The following is a 16,819-nucleotide window of genomic DNA, read 5'->3' as shown; positions in this document are numbered from 1 at the left end:
AAAGAAATAACATAATTTGTTGGTTGGTAAATGTTTTTTTTAGATTTTTGAAAAACTATTTTAATAACAATACGATTATGAATAATAATGATATGATGGAGAAAGAAGAGATTTTTTCTAAAGTATTAAGAGCTGGAAGAAGAACATACTTCTTTGATGTTAGATCAACAAAAGCAGGAGATTATTACTTAACTGTTACAGAAAGTAAGAAATTTACAAACGATGATGGATCGTTTCATTATAAAAAACATAAAATCTATTTATACAAAGAAGATTTTACTGAGTTTAATAGTATTTTAAACGAAATGACCGATTACATCATTAATGAAAAAGGGGATGAAGTAATTAGCGAGCGTCATCAAAAAGATTTTAAAAAAGAATATGAATCAGAAACTGAAACTGTTGAAGCAAAATCTGAAGGTGATACTTCAACAGATAAATTTACTGATGTAGATTTCGACGATATTTAGAAACATATATCTCTTATAAAAAATCCATTGCACATGCAATGGATTTTTTATTGTTATTCGTTAAAGTTTTACACTTAACAAAGCAATTAAAAAGACAGTAATAAAATAAGTTAAACCATATATTAAACCTAAATTAAATACAAAAATTAAACTACAAAATAATATCCAAATAGGCACTAGAGTTATAGCTATAGTAAATCTAAAAGTTGCTATAAACTCTACTTCTTTAATTTTTGGTTTTATATAAAATCTCCAGATTATAAAAGGTAAAATCAAATTTAAAATTAGAATTCTAGTAAAAAACTGCTTTATCAAATTATTCCCTTTTATTGGTTTTGATTCACATTCATGAAAATTAGATTCTATACACCTATTTACTTTTTTTGGGCTTAAATAATCAACATTTAAGGCATGCAATTTTTTAATAGTTTCATTATAAGTGTTGTCTTCAATATGCGTTGTTAATTCTTTAATTTTATATTGAACGGTTTGCCTTAAAGCTACAATCTCTTCATTTGAAAATTTTGATACTATAGATTTTGTTGAAATTGGATTTCCATAATATAAAGCAACACTATCTCCAAAAGTTGTTCCTTCTTGATAATTAATTCCAACAGGAATCATTTGTAAATCTATATCTGGATACGCACTTAAAGTTTCAAATATTATTCTTGTAAACCCTTTACTTAAAGGTCTTACGGTTCTATTGATATGATGATTTCCTTCAGGGAATAAAGCAACAGCTCCATTTTTTTTAAGCTTCTCAGTACAAGTTTTAAAAATATAATTGTTTTTACTAATAGTACTCCAACCATCTCTAACTCTGTAAACAGGCAACATGTTGACACTATGTAACAATTTAGATACTAAAGGTTTTTTAAACACACTAGCTCTAGTTAAAAAATAAGAAAATCTACCAGATGTAGTAGCTATAAGTAAGGCATCAATTAAAGCATTTTGATGATTGGATAGAAAAATAACTGACTTCTCCTTTGGAATCTTACTTTCTTTAACGACTTTAATTTTTTTATAATAAAAGAATAATCCAATAGTTAAATAAATTCTAACAGTATGTAACCAGAGTTTTTTCAAGATAGTTCTAGTATTTTCTTATCCTTTGTAGACCAATAATATGAAATAATCAACCCGGAAACTATATGCCAAACACCCCAAAATGCTGCCATAAGTGCCATACCTCCTAACCCATTAAAAAAAGTAAATATTAACAACAAGCCTAAACCAGAATTTTGAATTCCAGTTTCTATCGCTAAAGTTTTCTGGTTTTCGAATGATAAATTGAAAACTTTAGCTATTGTAAACCCTAATAATATAGCTATTAAATTATGTACAATTCCAATTCCAACAACATGATGAGCATATTTGTTAAATACTTCTAGATTATTATAAAAAGCGATAACAACAATTATAACAAAGATTAAAATTGAAAGTGGTTTTAATCGCTTTGAAATTAAAATAGCAAGTTTATCATATTTAGCTCTAAAAAGCATTCCTAATATTAATGGTATTCCAAGAATTAAAGTCACTAATTTTAAAAGCTCGAATGGATTTAATTCTACCTGCTTTAATAATTCTGATGTTGGCTCATACAAATATCCATAAAACTGAAAGTTAAAAGGTGTCATAAACACAGCTATAAATGTGGCAAAAGCTGTTAAACTCACCGAAAGGGCTGCATTTCCATTTGCCAAATGCGTCATAAAGTTTGAAATATTTCCACCTGGACATGCAGCAACCATCATCATACCTAAAGCAATACTTGGTTGCGGCTTTATTAATATAATGAGCAAGAAAGTAATAAATGGTAACAAAACAAATTGTAGTAAAACACCAATTAAAACTAGCTTTGGTTGTTTAAATAAACGTTTAAAATCGTCAGGTTTTATTCCTAAAGCAACACCAAACATAATAATAGCTAATGCAACATTTAAAACCCAAAGCCCTTGATTATCAAAATTAATTTTTACGTTGTCTAGTTCTTGCATAGATTATAAAACAGTTGAACCATTTTTAACTTTTATTTCAGGTTTTAAAAGTATAACATCTTTTCCGTCAACTGCTCCTAAAATCAGACATTCACTCATAAAAGATGCAATTTGTTTTCTGGGGAAATTTACAACTGCAACAATTTGTCTGTTTAATAAATCTTCTTTTTTATAAAGTGTGGTTATTTGTGCCGATGATTTTTTAATACCTAATTCTCCAAAATCTATAATTAATTGATAGGCTGGGTTTCTTGCTTCTGGAAAATCTGCAACTTCAACAATAGTTCCTACGCGTAAATCTACTTTTACAAAATCGTCAAATTGAATGGTACTACTAGTCATTTAAATTTAAGTTAGTTGGTAAATTATATAATAAATTGCAATATAAGTATATCCAACTAATTCTTGACCATTTGGAATATTGATTATAAAATTGTAGTTTCTATTTGTAATATTAATGTAAAAAAATTATGGCAAGAACTCCTTCAAATATGATTCCCATAGGAACAAAAGCTCCAGACTTTAAATTATTAGATACAGTATCAGGAAAGTTATTCACTTTAAATGAATTAAAAGGACTACAAGCAACAGTAATCATGTTTATTTGTAATCATTGTCCTTTTGTAAAACATGTAAATAACGAATTAGTTACTTTGGCAAAAGACTACAAAAGTAAGGGTGTAAACTTTATAGCTATTTCAAGTAACGATGTTGAGAATTATCCTGAAGATTCGCCAGAATTAATGAAACAAAACGCTATAAATCAAGGCTTTATTTTTCCATATTTGTACGATCAAACCCAAGAGGTTGCAAAAGCATATGAAGCTGCCTGCACTCCTGATTTTTATGTATTTGATAAAAATTTAAAATTGGTTTATAGAGGGCAATTAGACAATTCAAGACCTGGTAATGATATTCCTGTAACTGGAGCAGATTTACGTCATGCCATACATTGTATTATTGAAAACAAAAAAAATACACATACTCAAAAACCAAGTATAGGTTGTAATATTAAGTGGAAAGAATAATAATTTATTTGTTTTTCTCTTCAATCCATTTACTTAGATACTTCGTGCTTTGCATACTTTGATGTAGCAGCATTTGTCCTGTAAAATTGTGAATTCGATGACTTTCTAATTGATTGATAGTAACTTCTATTCTATTTTTAAATTTTTTCTGAAAGTGTGATTTTTGGAAACGATTGTAAATAATCTCAAAGCCGTTTGTCTGCTTTTCCCTCCAAACTTTTTCATCTGTATATAATAAGACACAATTGTTTGCAAATTCTTGTGAATCATCTTCTATAAAACCATTTGGTTCCAGCCTTCCAAACATGGCTTCTGCTCCAATTGTTGTAGTTACACAAGGTGTTCCGTTTTGTATAGCATCAATTAACTTACCTTTTAATCCTGCTCCAAACCTTATTGGAGCTAAACATACTTTTGAATTTTGCATCACTTCTGAAACATCTTCAGCAAAGCCTTTAATTAAAAAACCTTCCTTTTCGTTATGTAATTGATTTACTTTTTGTGGTGTATAAGCTCCATAAACATGTAATTCTGCTTTTGGCAGCTGTTTTCTAATAAGTGGCCAAATGGTTTCTTTTAAATACAATACAGCATTATAATTTGGTTCATGAAGAAAATTACCAATAGAAATAAAATGTTGTCTTGTTTCAAATTTAGGAAGTTTTTCGATATTAGACTTTGATATTTTTTCTAATAAAAAGGGCAAATAACACAATAGAGATTCAGGAACTTGAAAATCTGTTTTAAGTATAGCCATTTCAGCTTCCGAAATAATCAAACTTAAATCACATCTATAAATACTTGCTATTTCACGCTTTGCAGTCTCATTAAATAAATAAGATAAACTGAACGGCTTCTTATCTTTTAAGGCCAATTGTCTGCCTTTTCGTAAACCATGTAAATCTTCAGTGTCTAATATTCGTAATGCATTTGGACATTGTTCTGCTACTCGCCAGCCAAATTGTTCTTCCATCATAAATCTATCGAACAAAACCACATTTGGATTTACATTTTTAACAAATACGTCAAAACTTGAATTATTAAGCTCTATGGAAACTTGTTTTACATTAATACTTTTAAGGTTAAAAGCATTGTCGCTTTTAGCACAAGGACTAGCAAAGGTTACTTTATAATTTTCAGATTGAAACAATTGAATAAGTTGCAACATTCTACTACCAGCAGCAGAGCTTTTAGGTTCTGGCCAAACGTATCCAATAATTAGAAGTATTTTACTCATAAAATTTATTCTGGTCTTGGCTCTAAACTGTATTTAAATCGTACTTGTTTAGCCCATTCCACTATATCTTTTATCTGAGAATCTGAAAGTTTTGCTTCTGTATGTGTCCATGTATAGGAAGGTAAAGGCATTTCTTTTTCTTCAACCATTTCTATAAGTTCTTCAAACTTATGGTCTTTTTTCTTTACAGAATTCCCTTCCCAATTTGACATATCAAAATGTTTTTTTCCATGTTTAACATGGTCTGCCATCCAATAATTAACTGGTGTTATATTACTATACCAAGGATATCTTGTCCTATTCGTATGACAATCGAAACAACTTTCCTTTAAAATAGCTTTGATGTTATCTGGAGGATTTGTTTCAGTTAAAAAAGGTTCTACCGAAGCTAAATCTCCTTCGTTTTTTTCTGGCCCAAAAAATTGAGCAATAATTATTACAATTAGTAATAAGAGTAATATCTTTTTAATAATTTTCATTTTAACTATTTTTAGAAATTAAAAATAAGAATTTATTGTGACTAAAGATCAACTTTATAATGAATTAAATTATGTGAATCATTCTCGTGAAAAACGAATTTACTATGCAAATTTAATTATTAATAACCCTGAATTACTTCCAGAGTTATTAAATATTTTGTTTCTGGTTAATGATAAAGTTTCTTGTAGAGCTGCTTGGGTTCTAGAGTTTATGTGTGGCGACAAACTGGAATACCTAATTCCATATTTAGATACCTTTACTTTAAACATGCATAAGGTTCATTTAGATTCTGCTGTGAGACCTATAGCCAAAATATGTGAATATTTAGTAAAAGCTTTTTATTCAAAAAAAACGAATAAAATTCAAACAGCATTAAAACCTATTTATATTGAAAGAATTGTAGAAGTATGTTTTGATTATATGATAAATGATGAGAAAATTGCTCCAAAAGCCTATTCTATGAATACTCTTTATTTACTTGGCAGAGATATTGATTGGATTCATCCTGAATTAGTTATGATTTTAGAACGCGATTTCCAAATGCAGAGTTCCGGATTTAAAGCTAGAGCAAAGCACATATTGAAAAAGATTAAAAAGTAGTTAAATAACTTCAAAAATTCATAAATCAAAAAATCGTCTATAGCAAATCATTTTCTTATCTTTGCATCTTCTAAAAACAACACAGAACATGTCTTTATCACCTCTTAATGCTATTTCTCCTATTGATGGACGTTACAGAAATAAAGTAAACGAATTAGCTCCTTATTTTTCGGAAGAAGCATTAATAAAATATCGTGTACAAGTAGAAATTGAATATTTTATTGCTCTTTGCGAGCAACCTTTACCTCAGCTTGAATCTTTTAATTCTAAATTATTTGATGAGTTACGTGCTATCTATAAAAAATTTACACCTATAGATGCTTCAGCTATCAAAGAAATTGAAAAAGTTACTAATCACGATGTAAAAGCTGTTGAGTATTTTATAAAAGATAAATTTGATGCTTTAGGCATTTCAGAATATAAAGAATTTATCCACTTTGGATTAACATCTCAAGACATTAACAATACAGCCATTCCATTAAGTATTAAGGAGGCTATGAACAATGTATATGTTCCTGAATATTTTATTCTACATAAAAAACTAAAAGAATTATCTGAAGAGTGGGCAAACATTCCAATGTTAGCAAGAACACATGGTCAACCTGCTTCTCCTACGCGATTAGGAAAAGAAATTGCTGTGTTTGTTGTTAGATTAGAAGAACAATTTAATTTACTAAACGATATCCCAAGTGCTTCGAAATTTGGTGGAGCCACAGGGAATTTTAATGCACATAAAGTAGCTTATCCAAACATTGATTGGAGAGCTTTTGGCAATAAATTTGTACAAGAAAAATTAGGTCTACAACATTCGTATCCGACAACACAAATAGAGCATTACGACCATATGGCTGCTTTGTTTGATTGTTTAAAGCGCATCAACACCATTCTAATAGATCTAAATAGAGACATTTGGACTTATGTGTCTATGGATTATTTTAAGCAAAAAATTAAAGCTGGTGAAGTTGGTAGTTCTGCCATGCCACATAAAGTAAACCCAATAGATTTTGAAAATAGCGAAGGTAATTTAGGAATTGCTAATGCTGTTTTTGAACATTTGTCTGCTAAACTTCCTATTTCAAGATTACAAAGAGATCTAACAGATAGTACTGTTTTAAGAAATGTAGGTGTTCCTTTTGGACATACACTTATAGGATTTAAGTCAACATTAAAAGGCTTAAATAAATTATTACTTAATGAAAGTAAATTTGCTGAAGATTTAGAAAATAATTGGGCTGTTGTAGCAGAGGCAATTCAAACCATCTTACGTCGTGAAGCATATCCAAATCCTTATGAGGCCTTAAAAGGCTTAACAAGGACTAACGATAAAATTAACCAACAATCTATTTCAAATTTTATTGATACCTTAGAGGTTTCAGAAACTATTAAAAAAGAATTAAAATTAATTACACCAAGTAATTATACAGGAATATAAACTTATGCTTACAGATAAACAATCTCTAATACTTTGTGCCATTGTTGTCTTTGGATTTTCTATCTCTGGAATGATAGGTATATTAGATAATTATGTGATTGTTGCTGTATTAGTAATTCTTTTTTTATTGATTATAATTAATATTTTTATACAGAAACCTGATGAAGAATATAATGAAGAAATTCTAGATGGTGAAGTCAAAAAATCGAATCCAAATATAATTAATAACGATAATATTTAAAAAAAGGCTTCTAAATTTAGAAGCCTTTTTTAATACTAACTTTAACTAATTATTTATTTAAAAAAATCTGTAATTCCATTTAATTGAGATTCATCAAAATCTGCATTTTGCAAAGCATCTACAAGGCTTACCATTTTTTCAGGACGCATATCATTACCTAAAATTCTTACTATTCCAAAACCTAAATCGTTTGAGCTAGCAAAAACCACAAATTCATCTGCTGTATCATCATCTCCAATGTATTTTACTATAATTTTAGCTGCTTTATCGTTGAATTCTATAAGGTCGTTGTACTTTTTATTGTTCAAAATAGATTTCACTTTAGAAAGTTCTAAAGTATAGTCCTCTAGATTGTTTTCTTTAATCTTATAACCTAAAAAGTTTAATCTTTTAACAGAATTATAGGCTTCCTTTTGGTCTTCAGACAAAGTTGTTTCGTCTATTTTAACTATAGTTGTTGGTACATCTGCAGATATAAAATCTGGCGTTTCTTGATTATCTACAAAATAAGTTTGTAGAGATTCGCCATTATTACAACTTACTAGCACGATACATGCTAGTAAGCTGAATAATAACTTTTTGATTGATGAATTCATATTTATTATTTTTTATTATTCTTTTCTAGATGCTCACTTCCCTCAATATTCATTTTTTTGGTAAGCTTAGAGATTTGATTTAGGTCTATGTCTCCAGTTAAAGATACGACTACAGTTTCAAACTCACGTTTTTCGCCATTCATATTAATATTTGCGTCTTTAGTAATGGCACTTAAACCATCAACAAACATTAAGAATTCACTAACATGATCTTCATCTTTACCTTCTTTCACATAAAAAGTCATATTTACACCATCATCTTTTACAACCATTAATTCTTCTAAAGAATTTTTACGAGATTGAACCCATTTAGAAACATCTCCAGAGATGGTTTTATTATCTGTTGTAATGACCTTAAAACTGGTAATACTGTTAACCATTTTAATGTATTCCTGCGCTTCTGGATCATCTGAATTGATATCCATTTTTGCTAACATTTGAAACATTTTTGGTTTAATAGACACATACGTTACATCTGGATTTTCGCTGTATTTCGCAAAAATATCTTGTGCCATAGATGTTAATGGAAATAACATGATTGCCATTAAAAAAAGGATTGCTTTATTCTTCATTTTACTTGTTTTTAATTTATTTATTGTTTTCATTTTGTTCGTTTTATTGTGCTGAATTTATTTCAGTATTGATATTTATTTAAAAATTATTTTTGTTGAATTTTCCATTTCATTTAGGTAACCAACTTTAGACATACCATTATCTAAACCGTTTAGATAACTTACTTTTTGTGTTCCTTTATTTAAACTGCTTGAAATTAACTCTAAAGACTTCACCACTTCGTTATAAGCCATCATTGGGTCTTCGTATGTTCCTAAATCTTCTTCTTGTTGAAACATTGGCATACTAAAATAGAAACCTAACATAAGAATTGCTACTGCTGCAACCGAAATCCATTTGTAATCAAAGATTTTTCTAGTTTTTAATGGAACGGTTTTGGTAAACGTTTCTTTTTGGCTAATTGAAAAATATGCAAACATGGGCTTATACATTTCTAAATGTGGCGCTACAGTTTCTTGAGAAAAATAGTTTTTTAACTGTTGCTCTTCTTTAAGAGTTGTTTCTCCGTTTTCGTACTTTTCAAGTAACTTTTCTATATTATTTTGTACCATAACTATGTGTATTAGTTAATTGCTCTCTTATTGATTTTCTTGCCCTAGATAAGGCTACTCTTACTGCTGTATTATTCATATCTAACATGTTTGCAATCTCATCTAAATCGTATTGTTCTATATCTCTTAATTGAATGACCATTTTTTGTTGTTCTGGCAAATCCTCTATAATTTTTGCTACCCAATTAACACTATCATTTAATTCAATTTGTTTTTGCAAAGACGTATTCTTGTCTTGATAATTGCTATGTACAATTTTTAAATTCTGTGCATGTTTAGATTTTAATTTATCTAAACAAAAATTCTTAGTCATTGTCATAGAAAATGCTTCCACATTTTTATAGTCTTCAATTTTTGCTTTATTATTCCACAATTTCAACAAAATTTCTTGCGTAGCATCTTCTGCTTCCTCTTTCGAAACCAGCAAACGTTTTGCTAATCGAAAGACTTTGTCTTTAAATGGCATGACTATATTTAAAAATTCAGCCTGTGTCATAATTTTGTTTGGTTCTACAGTTGGTTTATGCCTGTTTATTATTACGACGAAACACTTGTTGTTTTGTTACAAAAAATTTTTAATCTAAGATAAAGTAAGTATTTTTAAACTGAAAAAGAACATTTTAAAGTTATGAAAAAACAATTCTTAATTTTCATTACAATATTTAGTATCACGTTATTTGCTGGATGTTTTGAAGACTTAGACGACAACCCTGTTTCTACAAAAGAATTAAACGATTTTGTCTGGAAAGGCTTAAACAAATATTATTTATACAAAGATAATTTACCTGATTTAGCAAACGATAGATTTACAAATTCTGAATATGATAACTATTTAAATAGTTTTTCTTCACCTGAAGATTTATTTGAAAGCCTTATGTACCAAAGACAAACTATTGATAGATTTAGTTGGATAACCGATAACTATATTGAATTACAACAACAGCTAAATGGCACAACTTACAATAACGGAATGGAGTTTGGCTTGGTTAGGTTTTCAAGCACAAGCTCTGAAGTTTTTGGTTATGTTCGATATATTTTACCAAATACAGATGCTGAAATCAAAGGCTTACAACGTGGCATGATTTTTCATGCAGTAAATGGTACTTCACTTACTATTGATAATTACAGAAACTTATTAAATCCGAATAATTACACGATAAATCTTGCAATTTATAATGATAATGGAACTTCAGACACTGAAGATGATTTTGTAGAGCCTACTAATGAGAGCATCTCATTAACAAAAGCACCTTATACCGAAAATCCGATTTTTATTTCTGAAATCCTTCAAGTTGCAAACCAAAATGTTGGCTATTTAATGTATAATGGTTTTACCAGAGATTTCGATTCTCAATTAAACGACACCTTCAATTATTTTCAATCTCAAAACATTCAGAATTTAGTATTGGATTTAAGATACAATTCTGGAGGCTCAGTAAATACGGCTATATTATTATCAAGTATGATTACTGGACAATTTACAGGTCAGGTTTTTAATACAAATCAATGGAATACTGATATTCAAGCCCAATTAAACCCTAATGATTTAATAAATAATTTCATAAGTAATGATGAAGGAACTCCATTAAACAGCTTGAGTCTTGGTAAAGTTTATATTTTAACTACTAAAAGCACTGCTTCAGCTAGTGAATTAGTAATAAATTGCTTAAATCCATATATAAATGTGGTTCAAATTGGTGATAATACAACTGGAAAATATCAAGCTTCTATTACTTTATACGATTCACCAGACTTTAGCTATAATGATGTAAATCCGACCCATACTTATGCCATGCAACCTTTAGTTTTAAAAACATTAAATGCTGTTGGAAATACAGATTTTATAAATGGACTTACACCTACTTTTATGGTTAAAGAAAATTATGGAGATTTAGGAGTTTTAGGGAATCCTGATGAAACTTTATTAGCTATTGCTTTACAACATATTGAAGACACAGGACGCATTTCTTTACAACCATTAAGTTCCTTAGAAATAATTGGAGATAGTAAAGATTTTACTTTAACCAAAAATAGAATGTATATTGATAGGAATTAATTTAAACCTTTCAGGTCTTTAAAACCTGAAAGGTATTATTCTTAAAAATATTTTATAAAGTTAAACTAAACCCAAGATTAACATTTCTACCTTTTGTAGAATAACCATATAGCTCTTGGTAATCTTCATTAAAGATATTAGTGACATTAGCAAATAGTTTCATTTTGTTATCTAAAATAGTATGACTGATGTAAAAATCCAATAAATTATAACTATTTAAAGACACTTCTTCATTCATAAAAGTTAGATTATTATAAAACGAATCTGTTCTCTCATCAGTAAACTGATAGGATAAACTCATAAATGTTTTTTCACATACTTGAAAACCTAACAAGCCATTCACTTTAAATTCAGGAATTCGCAAACTTAAGTCTTCATCTACATGTGTATAAGTTGCATTAGCTGTTAACTTCAATGTTTTAGTAATGTTGTAATCTGCAACCAATTCTAAACCACTAGCAGTAAATTCTTCATTTACATTTTGATATTGATATACAAAGCTTCCTAAATCAACAAATTCTATAAAGTTTTTTTCTTCTCTAGTAAAGTAAACTACACTCACTGTTGCTTTGTCTAAAAATTGCACTTCTGCTCCAACTTCAAACGTCGCATTTTCTTCAGGTTTTAAATCTGTATTACCATATAAAGGATCAAAAAGTTGATATAACGAAGGTGTAATATAGGCTGTACTATAACTAGCTATTCCTTTTAAATAACCAAAGTTGAAATCTTTTTTATAGGAAGGATTTAAGCTATAAACCAAATGACTTCCATATTCACTATGATTATTTAAACGAGCTCCAGCATTTACATTCAAACCAAAATCTGAAATATAAACTACATTAGCATAAGGATCGATATTGGTATATTCTGCGACATCTGGATTGACACTTTGCTCAAAAGATGTGCCTCCAAAAGGAATGGAAAAGCTTTCCATGTTGTTTTGTTGCACATTTAGTCCCAACACTGTGTAAAACTTGTCATTAAAATTGTATTTATTAAAAACATCTGCAGTAAAACTTTCTGCATTGTATAAGGCTGGAAAACTAGATTCTATATCTCTTTCTACCTTATTATAAGCTGCATTTAAAGTGACACTTCCATTTTTATAAGCATATTCGGGTGAAAGCCCATATCTCAGTTGTTCAGTAGTTGAAAGATCGTTGGTATCAACTCCTGAGAACCCATCGTCAAAATCGGCTTTAAACTTATCCCAACTTCCATAAACAGTCAATTTAAAAGCATCCGAAAACTTATAACCTAATTTTAGATTTCCATTGATAACATTAAAAGCATCAGATTCTGTTCCATTTGCTAGAGACGACAAACCATCTGTATACTGATTTCCAAAACTAGCCAAATAATTAAAGTTGTCTAAAGTTCCATTAATGGATACATTATTTTGGAAATTATTTATTGCATAATTGTTATCATCTTGAGATTGATTGGTTCCAAAAAGACTTCTGAAATTAGCAGAAATAGCTTTTTTGGAAGCTTCCTTTAATTTTATATTAATAACTGCTGTTGCTGCTCCAGAACCATAAAGTGTACTTGAAGCTCCTTTTAAAATTTCAATAGACTCAACTTGATTGGCATTCAATAAACGTAGATCGTAATCGTTTGCAATTTGCGAAGGATCTGATACAACAATACCATCTATTAAAATAAGAACCTGTCTGTTTTTCCCTCCTCTTACATAATAATTTAAATTTTGTCCAGCATTGCTATTAGCCCCATTAATTTCAATTCCTGTTGTGGTATTGATAATTTCAGCAAGAGATTTTCCTTGTAATTGTTCTAATTCTTTCTGCGTAATTTTAGTAATTACTTTTCCTGAATTTTCACGTTTTAAATTAAATTTAGAATCTGTAATTACTACTTCATCTAATTGTTCCACAGAAGTTAAATCTGTTTGTTGCTGTGCAACAGTAAATAATGACATACTACAAAGTACACCAAAAACAAATGTTTTTTTGTTCATTTTAAATTAATAATTGCTCGAGAATAGCATGAAAATCACACCTAACTTTTGTCCCGAAAGTTTGACTTATTTTTTGTTGAAAATGGCAGGTCTCCTGACTTGTTTTATGCTATTGAACCTTCCCAGTTTTTAAAAACCAGTGGTTAAATATGAAGTAATAACATCTCAATTAAGAGGTACCCAAACAATATGGGTATAAACTTACAGTTGCGGGAACAGTTTTGGAATTGATTATAATAATCGCACCAAATTCCCTTTTAATTGGCGAAGCCATGCCGAACTTGTTTCGGGACCTTATAAATAATCCTCGAAATAATTCTTTTGTGGCATCATCAAACCAAAATTCGCTGCAAAAGTAATAGAATAAAAAATGTATATCTAAGAAAGATTACTTTTTCTTGTTGAGTTTGTAGATAAGATAAATAAACCCAACTAAAAAATGGAAGATTATTATTCCAGCTACTATATATATTGTTAAATTTGAACCGTCTCTCATGGTTTTTATTTTGTATAAAAATAAAAACCAATCCAATAATAGACAGTTACAAATGTTACATAATATATGGTTTTTAGATATTTTTTATTAAGTCTTTGTTTGGTTTTTATTAATTGTAAAAACAAACAACCTGAGTCTTCTGTGATTTTAGATGTATCTAAAGTAAAATTGTCTTATGCTAAAGGGTTTGAAATAACGCATCATGAAAACTTCAGCACTTTAACTATTAAGAGTCCTTGGCCAAAAGCCGAAAAAGCGTATCGTTATGCATTGGTTCATAAAAATATGATTCCAAAAATCACTTTAAACAAAGATGAATTTGATGGTATCATTACCATTCCCATTGAAAAAATAGTAGTGACTTCCACCACGCATATTCCAGCTTTAGAATTATTGGAAATTGAAGAAAGCCTGATTGGTTTTCCAGGAACAGATTATATCTCTTCAGAAAAAACAAGATTTAGAGTTGATAATGGAAGTATTAGAGAATTAGGGAAAAATGAAAGTGTTAATATTGAAGTCTTGTTAGAAATAAAACCAGATTTAGTTATCGGCTTTGGTATTGATGGAAACAATAAAACGTTTGAAACCATTAAAAAAGCTGGAATTCCGATTATTTATAATGGAGATTGGGTTGAACATTCACCTTTAGCAAAAGCTGAATGGATTAAATTTTTTGGTGTTCTTTTTAATAAAAGACAAAAAGCCGATTCTATATTTAATACCATTGAAAAAAACTATTTAGAGGCTAAATCGTTAGCATTGCAAGCCAAAAATAAGCCTACTATATTAAGTGGAGCCATGCATAAAGACAATTGGTATTTGCCAAATGGCACAAGTACAGAAGCAGACATTTTAAAAGATGCTAATGTAGATTACTTATGGAGTAATACAAAAGGAAGTGGCAGTTTGGCATTAAATTTTGAAGTGGTTTTTAAACAAGCCAAACATGCTGACATCTGGATCAATCCATCGTATTACACATCTTATAAAGATTTAGAAAGTGCCAACCAACATTATACAACATTTGATGCATTTAAAAACAAAAGCATCTATACCTTTGCTAACACAACTGGAGCAACTGGAGGTGTGTTGTATTACGAATTAGGAATTGCCAGACCAGATATAGTATTAAAAGATATTATTAAAATTTGTCATCCTGATTTATTAACAGATTACGAACCTTACTTTTATAAACCTTTAAATTAATTGCCTCATTCTAATACATATAAAATTACATTTTTAGTTTTAATACTTGTATTAATAGCAACTTTTTTTACTAATATTAGCTTAGGCTCTGTATCAATTCCTTTTAAAACTGTTTTTGGAAGTTTAATTGGTATTTCAGACAATTATATTATTCAAAATTATAGATTACCAAAAGCCTTAACTGCTATTTTAGTTGGATCTGGATTAGGTATTTCAGGCTTATTAATGCAAACGCTTTTTAGAAACCCTTTAGCTGGTCCATTTGTTTTAGGAATTAGCTCTGGAGCTAGTTTAGGTGTTGCTTTAGTTATTTTAGGTTCCGGAATTTTTGGAGGTGTTTTTGCTGCATTTTTAGTTTTTAAATGGACAATAGTAGTTGCTGCAAGTTTAGGTAGTTTCTTAGTGCTTTTAGCTATCTTGATTGTTTCTGCAAGAATCAGAGATACTATGGCTATTCTTATTATCGGACTTATGTTTGGCAGTATTACAGCTGCAGTTGTAAGTGTTCTTTCTTATTTTAGTTCTGCCGAATTATTGCAACAATACATTTTTTGGGGTTTTGGAAGTTTAGGAAACTTGTCCTGGAACGAAGTTTTTATATTTTTTATTATTTATAGTTTTGGAATATTATTAAGTATCCTTTCCATCAAAGGATTAAACACCTTATTATTAGGAGAAAATTACGCTAAAAGTCTGGGTTTAAACATTAAACAAAGTAGGTTTATTATAATTATTGCAACCAGTTTATTAGCTGGAACCATTACGGCTTTTGCAGGACCTATTGCTTTTATAGGTTTAGCCATTCCACATATAACCAGACAGGTTTTTAACACATCTAACCACAAAATATTATTGCCAGCAGTCTTTTTATTTGGAGCAATTATCATGCTTATTTGCGATAGTATTGCGCAAGTTCCAACAAGTGATTACACCTTACCAATAAATGCAATAACCTCTTTAATTGGAGCTCCTGTTGTTATTTGGTTATTGGTTAGAAAACGTAAAATGATATTTTAATGAATAAAACAGAACAACATATCATTTTAAAAACAGAAAGTCTTTCTATAGGTTATAAATCTAAAAAGACTCATTCTGTTATTGCTTCAAACATTCAAATAGAGCTTCAAAAAGGTGAACTTATTGGATTAGTTGGAGCAAATGGTATTGGAAAATCAACTTTGTTACGAACGTTAACTCATATGCAACCTAAACTTTCAGGAGACGTTTTATTAAATGAAAAACCTATTGCTAACCATTCGAATTTAGAATTGGCTAAAGTGATGAGTCTGGTTTTAACTGAGCCTATTGCTTCGAAAAATTTATCGGTTTTTGAATTAGTTTCTTTAGGAAGACAACCCTACACTAATTGGGTGGGAAACTTAACAACGAAAGACTTAGAAATGGTTAACCATGCTTTAAACCTAACCCATATTGAAACTTTAAAACACAAAAAATGTTTTGAGTTAAGTGATGGACAACTTCAAAAGGCTTTGATTTCACGAGCTTTAGCTCAAGATACCGATTTAATTATTCTGGATGAACCAACCACTCATCTGGACATGTATCATAAAGCTTATATTTTAAAACTGCTTCAAAAACTCGTTAAAGAAACCCATAAAACCATTCTGTTTTCTTCACATGAAATAGATTTAGCCATACAACTTTGCGATAAAATGATTGTTATGACAGAAGATGATGTTGTATCTGATTCTCCATGTAACCTTATTTCCAAAGGGACTTTTGAAAAACTATTTCCAAAAGACCTTATTTCATTCGACAAAAAAACAGGTAGCTTTCGAGTAAATAAATAAATTATTCCCGTATTTCATATATTAATTCAGTAACTTTACCTTATTCATTTCCAGT

General features: G+C 29.3%; 19 protein-coding genes and 1 riboswitch. Of the genes, 9 read left to right on the top strand and 10 right to left on the bottom strand.

What is annotated here, in order from left to right; genetic code table 11:
* Nucleotides 1-77: 77 nt before the first annotated feature.
* On the top strand, nucleotides 78-470 hold the full coding sequence (locus tag FVF61_RS06840; protein ID WP_148454694.1) for a PUR family DNA/RNA-binding protein: 393 nt from the start codon (nucleotides 78-80) through the stop codon (nucleotides 468-470).
* A gap of 60 nt (nucleotides 471-530) precedes the next feature.
* On the opposite strand, the gene FVF61_RS06835 is transcribed toward FVF61_RS06840, so the two are convergent.
* Genes FVF61_RS06835 through FVF61_RS06825 form a run of 3 tightly spaced genes read right to left on the bottom strand, consistent with a single transcriptional unit; the run spans nucleotide 531 to nucleotide 2,815 of the window.
* Entirely contained in the window at nucleotides 531-1,562 is a 1,032-nt protein-coding gene (locus FVF61_RS06835; RefSeq protein WP_233586728.1) for a lysophospholipid acyltransferase family protein, read from the bottom strand.
* A complete protein-coding gene (locus tag FVF61_RS06830; RefSeq protein WP_148454692.1) occupies nucleotides 1,559-2,473 on the bottom strand; it encodes a bile acid:sodium symporter family protein in 915 nt (304 codons plus the stop codon). The genes FVF61_RS06835 and FVF61_RS06830 overlap by 4 nt, the downstream gene beginning before the upstream one ends.
* Nucleotides 2,474-2,476: 3 nt before the next feature.
* Nucleotides 2,477-2,815 carry a tRNA-binding protein gene (locus FVF61_RS06825; RefSeq protein ID WP_148454690.1) on the bottom strand — a complete coding sequence of 113 codons (339 nt, stop codon included), beginning with the start codon at nucleotides 2,813-2,815 and terminating at the stop codon, nucleotides 2,477-2,479.
* 128 nt (nucleotides 2,816-2,943) lie between these two features.
* Here FVF61_RS06825 and FVF61_RS06820 point away from each other — a divergent pair, with 128 nt between their 5' ends.
* The gene (locus FVF61_RS06820; protein WP_148454688.1) at nucleotides 2,944-3,501 is read left to right on the top strand and encodes a thioredoxin family protein; all 558 of its coding nucleotides are present in this window, start codon (nucleotides 2,944-2,946) and stop codon (nucleotides 3,499-3,501) included.
* Nucleotides 3,502-3,505: 4 nt separating this feature from the next.
* Here the strand turns inward: FVF61_RS06820 and FVF61_RS06815 are convergent, their stop codons facing one another.
* Entirely contained in the window at nucleotides 3,506-4,738 is a 1,233-nt protein-coding gene (locus tag FVF61_RS06815; RefSeq protein WP_148454686.1) for a glycosyltransferase family 4 protein, read from the bottom strand.
* Between the two features lie 5 nt (nucleotides 4,739-4,743).
* Nucleotides 4,744-5,217: a heme-binding domain-containing protein gene (locus FVF61_RS06810; RefSeq protein WP_148454684.1), complete on the bottom strand. Its 474-nt coding sequence runs from the start codon at nucleotides 5,215-5,217 to the stop codon at nucleotides 4,744-4,746.
* A gap of 37 nt (nucleotides 5,218-5,254) precedes the next feature.
* Here FVF61_RS06810 and FVF61_RS06805 point away from each other — a divergent pair, with 37 nt between their 5' ends.
* From FVF61_RS06805 to FVF61_RS06795, 3 genes are all read left to right on the top strand, one after another.
* Nucleotides 5,255-5,818, top strand: coding sequence for an adenylosuccinate lyase (locus FVF61_RS06805; protein WP_148454682.1), 564 nt, complete (start codon nucleotides 5,255-5,257; stop codon nucleotides 5,816-5,818).
* 88 nt (nucleotides 5,819-5,906) lie between these two features.
* Nucleotides 5,907-7,250, top strand: a complete 1,344-nt coding sequence (gene purB / locus FVF61_RS06800) for an adenylosuccinate lyase (protein ID WP_148454680.1) — start codon at nucleotides 5,907-5,909, stop codon at nucleotides 7,248-7,250.
* A 4-nt stretch (nucleotides 7,251-7,254) separates the two neighbouring features.
* Nucleotides 7,255-7,491: a hypothetical protein gene (locus FVF61_RS06795; RefSeq protein WP_148454678.1), complete on the top strand. Its 237-nt coding sequence runs from the start codon at nucleotides 7,255-7,257 to the stop codon at nucleotides 7,489-7,491.
* Between the two features lie 53 nt (nucleotides 7,492-7,544).
* On the opposite strand, the gene FVF61_RS06790 is transcribed toward FVF61_RS06795, so the two are convergent.
* The 4 genes from FVF61_RS06790 to FVF61_RS06775 form a co-directional block, all read right to left on the bottom strand.
* Nucleotides 7,545-8,087 carry a DUF4252 domain-containing protein gene (locus FVF61_RS06790; RefSeq protein WP_148454676.1) on the bottom strand — a complete coding sequence of 181 codons (543 nt, stop codon included), beginning with the start codon at nucleotides 8,085-8,087 and terminating at the stop codon, nucleotides 7,545-7,547.
* A 5-nt stretch (nucleotides 8,088-8,092) separates the two neighbouring features.
* Nucleotides 8,093-8,659 (bottom strand): DUF4252 domain-containing protein, encoded by a 567-nt coding sequence (locus FVF61_RS06785; protein ID WP_148454674.1) that lies wholly within the window; start codon nucleotides 8,657-8,659, stop codon nucleotides 8,093-8,095.
* Nucleotides 8,660-8,734: 75 nt separating this feature from the next.
* Nucleotides 8,735-9,211 (bottom strand): hypothetical protein, encoded by a 477-nt coding sequence (locus tag FVF61_RS06780; protein WP_148454672.1) that lies wholly within the window; start codon nucleotides 9,209-9,211, stop codon nucleotides 8,735-8,737.
* Complete coding sequence (locus FVF61_RS06775; RefSeq protein WP_148454670.1) at nucleotides 9,198-9,707, bottom strand: RNA polymerase sigma factor; 510 nt, start codon at nucleotides 9,705-9,707, stop codon at nucleotides 9,198-9,200. The genes FVF61_RS06780 and FVF61_RS06775 overlap by 14 nt, the downstream gene beginning before the upstream one ends.
* Nucleotides 9,708-9,839: 132 nt before the next feature.
* Here FVF61_RS06775 and FVF61_RS06770 point away from each other — a divergent pair, with 132 nt between their 5' ends.
* Nucleotides 9,840-11,267, top strand: a complete 1,428-nt coding sequence (locus FVF61_RS06770; RefSeq protein ID WP_148454668.1) for a S41 family peptidase — start codon at nucleotides 9,840-9,842, stop codon at nucleotides 11,265-11,267.
* A 52-nt stretch (nucleotides 11,268-11,319) separates the two neighbouring features.
* Here FVF61_RS06770 and FVF61_RS06765 read toward each other — a convergent pair whose 3' ends face one another.
* The gene (locus FVF61_RS06765; RefSeq protein ID WP_148454666.1) at nucleotides 11,320-13,248 is read right to left on the bottom strand and encodes a TonB-dependent receptor plug domain-containing protein; all 1,929 of its coding nucleotides are present in this window, start codon (nucleotides 13,246-13,248) and stop codon (nucleotides 11,320-11,322) included.
* Between the two features lie 67 nt (nucleotides 13,249-13,315).
* Nucleotides 13,316-13,548, bottom strand: a riboswitch (cobalamin riboswitch).
* A 262-nt stretch (nucleotides 13,549-13,810) separates the two neighbouring features.
* Between FVF61_RS06765 and FVF61_RS06760 the strand changes: the two genes are divergently transcribed.
* Genes FVF61_RS06760 through FVF61_RS06750 form a run of 3 tightly spaced genes read left to right on the top strand, consistent with a single transcriptional unit; the run spans nucleotide 13,811 to nucleotide 16,764 of the window.
* The gene (locus FVF61_RS06760) at nucleotides 13,811-14,953 is read left to right on the top strand and encodes an ABC transporter substrate-binding protein (protein WP_148454664.1); all 1,143 of its coding nucleotides are present in this window, start codon (nucleotides 13,811-13,813) and stop codon (nucleotides 14,951-14,953) included.
* Entirely contained in the window at nucleotides 14,954-15,970 is a 1,017-nt protein-coding gene (locus tag FVF61_RS06755; RefSeq protein WP_148454662.1) for a FecCD family ABC transporter permease, read from the top strand. It abuts the gene before it with no gap.
* Complete coding sequence (locus FVF61_RS06750) at nucleotides 15,970-16,764, top strand: ABC transporter ATP-binding protein (protein WP_148454660.1); 795 nt, start codon at nucleotides 15,970-15,972, stop codon at nucleotides 16,762-16,764. The genes FVF61_RS06755 and FVF61_RS06750 overlap by 1 nt, the downstream gene beginning before the upstream one ends.
* Nucleotides 16,765-16,819: the final 55 nt, after the last annotated feature.

It is taken from the genome of Xanthomarina maritima (genome assembly GCF_008084905.1).
Taxonomy (GTDB): Bacteria; Bacteroidota; Bacteroidia; order Flavobacteriales; family Flavobacteriaceae; genus Xanthomarina; species Xanthomarina maritima.
The sequence above is the reverse complement of the archived record's forward strand: the minus strand, read 5'-3'. Positions and strand labels throughout refer to the sequence as shown.

Coding starts and splice junctions, on each gene's coding strand:
- FVF61_RS06815 (WP_148454686.1), bottom strand. CDS start 4,738: ATGAGTAAAATACTTCTAATTATTGGATACGTTTGGCCAGAACCTAAA.
- FVF61_RS06760 (WP_148454664.1), top strand. CDS start 13,811: ATGGTTTTTAGATATTTTTTATTAAGTCTTTGTTTGGTTTTTATTAAT.
- FVF61_RS06750 (WP_148454660.1), top strand. CDS start 15,970: ATGAATAAAACAGAACAACATATCATTTTAAAAACAGAAAGTCTTTCT.
- FVF61_RS06840 (WP_148454694.1), top strand. CDS start 78: ATGAATAATAATGATATGATGGAGAAAGAAGAGATTTTTTCTAAAGTA.
- FVF61_RS06810 (WP_148454684.1), bottom strand. CDS start 5,217: ATGAAAATTATTAAAAAGATATTACTCTTATTACTAATTGTAATAATT.
- purB (WP_148454680.1), top strand. CDS start 5,907: ATGTCTTTATCACCTCTTAATGCTATTTCTCCTATTGATGGACGTTAC.
- FVF61_RS06820 (WP_148454688.1), top strand. CDS start 2,944: ATGGCAAGAACTCCTTCAAATATGATTCCCATAGGAACAAAAGCTCCA.
- FVF61_RS06770 (WP_148454668.1), top strand. CDS start 9,840: ATGAAAAAACAATTCTTAATTTTCATTACAATATTTAGTATCACGTTA.
- FVF61_RS06765 (WP_148454666.1), bottom strand. CDS start 13,248: ATGAACAAAAAAACATTTGTTTTTGGTGTACTTTGTAGTATGTCATTA.
- FVF61_RS06825 (WP_148454690.1), bottom strand. CDS start 2,815: ATGACTAGTAGTACCATTCAATTTGACGATTTTGTAAAAGTAGATTTA.
- FVF61_RS06790 (WP_148454676.1), bottom strand. CDS start 8,087: ATGAATTCATCAATCAAAAAGTTATTATTCAGCTTACTAGCATGTATC.
- FVF61_RS06775 (WP_148454670.1), bottom strand. CDS start 9,707: ATGACACAGGCTGAATTTTTAAATATAGTCATGCCATTTAAAGACAAA.
- FVF61_RS06830 (WP_148454692.1), bottom strand. CDS start 2,473: ATGCAAGAACTAGACAACGTAAAAATTAATTTTGATAATCAAGGGCTT.
- FVF61_RS06780 (WP_148454672.1), bottom strand. CDS start 9,211: ATGGTACAAAATAATATAGAAAAGTTACTTGAAAAGTACGAAAACGGA.
- FVF61_RS06785 (WP_148454674.1), bottom strand. CDS start 8,659: ATGAAGAATAAAGCAATCCTTTTTTTAATGGCAATCATGTTATTTCCA.
- FVF61_RS06795 (WP_148454678.1), top strand. CDS start 7,255: ATGCTTACAGATAAACAATCTCTAATACTTTGTGCCATTGTTGTCTTT.